The 2,417-nt window shown below is 57.4% G+C and carries 3 protein-coding genes; 2 read left to right on the forward strand and 1 reads right to left on the reverse strand.

The genetic code is table 11. The annotated features are described in order from the left end of the window. Both X742_RS1000000175275 and X742_RS140670 read left to right on the forward strand, forming a co-directional pair. The coding region (locus tag X742_RS1000000175275) for a hypothetical protein (RefSeq protein ID WP_210164355.1) at window positions 1-185 on the forward strand (185 nt) is incomplete at its 5' end. A 204-nt stretch (window positions 186-389) separates the two neighbouring features. Continuing rightward, the gene (locus X742_RS140670) at window positions 390-734 is read left to right on the forward strand and encodes a hypothetical protein (RefSeq protein WP_023775546.1); all 345 of its coding nucleotides are present in this window, start codon (window positions 390-392) and stop codon (window positions 732-734) included. 821 nt (window positions 735-1,555) lie between these two features. On the opposite strand, the gene X742_RS140665 is transcribed toward X742_RS140670, so the two are convergent. Beyond that, a complete protein-coding gene (locus X742_RS140665) occupies window positions 1,556-1,972 on the reverse strand; it encodes a hypothetical protein (RefSeq protein ID WP_156939494.1) in 417 nt (138 codons plus the stop codon). Window positions 1,973-2,417: the final 445 nt, after the last annotated feature.

Genomic DNA, 2,417 nt, shown 5'->3' on the forward strand with positions numbered 1-2,417 from the left:
GACGTCTGCCCGACCTGGAATGGGCAACTGGTGGCCCGGCTGAAAGAGGATCACCGGTGGCGCATTTCGCGCACCGCGATGTAGAGGCCCTGCGGAGGCGGTTCGGAGACGGCTTTGCATTTGCTGGCAAAAGAAGCGTTTCGCAGCAATCCGAAGCTGATTCTGCCAGAGCGGCTTGGGCTTGATAGCAAGCGCCTGGTCATGAAGCCCAGCCTGGAGGTCGAAACCGAATTTCTTCGGCTCGAGTATAACGAGCCCAAGAGATCGGAAGAGNAGGTCGAAACCGAATTTCTTCGGCTCGAGTATAACGAGCCCAAGACCATCATTCCCGACCTATATGTTCGCGCACTGGCTATGATCTGTTCGTCGAGGTCGCCGTCACCCATTTCATGGACAGCGCCAAAATCCAGCGCCTCAGGGAACACAAGATCCCCGCCGTAGAAATCGATCTATCCAAGCTTCCGCGTGACTCGCTAAGGGATGCCATCAACGAGGCGGTGCTGAAAACTGCAACACGTCGGTGGCTTTATCATCCGGGCATCGAAGCTGCGCGCGCGACCTACACTCGTCGCTTGGCTATCGAGAAGGTGCAGGGACCGCCAGCCTGGGTCGAAGCGATGCAAACGAGCGCCGCGTTGTTTGCGCTGCCGGCCGAGGCGGCTGCCAACGGCACCAGCAGCGATGCAGTGACGACAGTTAAACGAAGAAGCTGCATTGCCGCAAACCGTTCCTAATCGCCTGGGTGTAGCGAACTCGCGGTGCATCGATGCCACTTCATCTGGTATCCGGCCTGGCCGCGTTTCCCATAGCACCAGCCTGCAGCATAGAGCCTCGTCTCAACGGCATTGCGATCGTCGCAGGACTGCAATGTTTTCGGGTCGTCGCCGGACCCGCCGCGACACAGATCGTTTAGCTCTGCCTCTGCCCGCAATAATGCCTTGACGTTCGCTGGTATTGAGTTTTCAGCGAAGGCTCCGACTGAAATAAAGCATGAAGTAGTCAGGACCACCGTCGACGTGAATAGCCTCATAAACCGCCCTCCAAGCTCAAACTCCGTACAACCACCAGCGGATGATTTTCTTCGCCTCGTGGACAAGGCGCCCTGCGTCGTAGCTCAACCGGCCAAGCATCCGCCAAAGCACCCAAATGATCAGCAAGGCAATGACGAGAAGTGGAATAAGGATCATTCTCGCACCTAGAATCGACCGCTACCCTGAGTATCGCGCCCAAAGGCAAAAGCCTATAAAAAGTACGATCGCTCAGCCAATCCATCGACGCGCTGGCGAGGGCGGCGGGGCCTCCGACACCCCATCCTCAGCCGACAGGGCCATCATCTGCGGCGCCTCGATCTTCCGCCGACCCTTGCGCGACGTATGAGAGATGCCTGTTCCGGGAATGCCGACAGTGGTTGTGCGCCCGGCGGAGCCTATCGTGGTCTTGAAACCACGCGGACCGGCTGAAATGCTCATACTCTTCTTGCCGACATTGAGCCGGACACCCGGCATGAGCCGAACCGACTTACGAAAACGCCACCCCATGACGCCGCCCTCCACCTCTAATTCTGGTTGCTCTCTTTGATAAGCTTGATCAGGTATTCTTGCCTGGTTGTTCCATCGACTCTCACATTGAACAGTGTGGCCTCACTCTCACTCCCTTTCTCGGAAAGGAGCGTACATTCGGAAAGATCTCGGATCGGCGTGCCGTACGCATTCGCCGCGTCGTACCGAATATATTTTTTGAACATGATCGGCGCGCGTTGCGATCCTGAGGTGATGCCGTCGATGCCGATTTTGAGCATCCGCCTCTGGAAGTCCTGCCAATTGGCGTCGGAACTGTTGGCGATCTCATCCTCCTTGATCTTTTGAAACTCTTCTAATGGAACCGGGTCACTGTAGTGATCGATTCCAATCCTCTTGTAGGTTGATGGCGCCCTAAGTCGATCAACCAGAACCTGTTCGCAGACTCTGGTCATTCGGCTATCGAAAGGATTGTAGAAGCCAGTAGCGATAGACGTGCCGACTGCGCACACACAAAAAACCGCGGCCGCGGCGAGCCACACTATAGGCCTCTCATCCCCAAGTCTCCCCCTCGGAAAATCCCCGAAGTACTTTCGCGCTAATGCGGCTCTAGTGCAAGCTGGTTGCTCGAAGGTGGTTGGCGAGGGCGTATCTGTGCTCAGGCTCCGCGTCAGCCGTTGGGATCACCGTGACAAGAGGGCTCTCAGAGGCGCTCGCCGGCAAGCCAGTAGCTCGCCGGTCGACGATCCATTCTGCAGCATGGTCACGGCGTGCAGGGTGACGGGGAGATCTTGCGTCACTGGGCTGGAGACGGGAGCCGTCGGAGAATTCCGGCTGAGGTTCGCAAGGACCCGACTGACCGGGCCCTTTGCGGAATCGCCAACACATCTGATCTCCATG

Origin of the sequence: Mesorhizobium sp. LNHC229A00 (assembly GCF_000502415.1) — a bacterium.
In the GTDB taxonomy this organism is placed as follows: domain Bacteria; phylum Pseudomonadota; class Alphaproteobacteria; order Rhizobiales; family Rhizobiaceae; genus Mesorhizobium.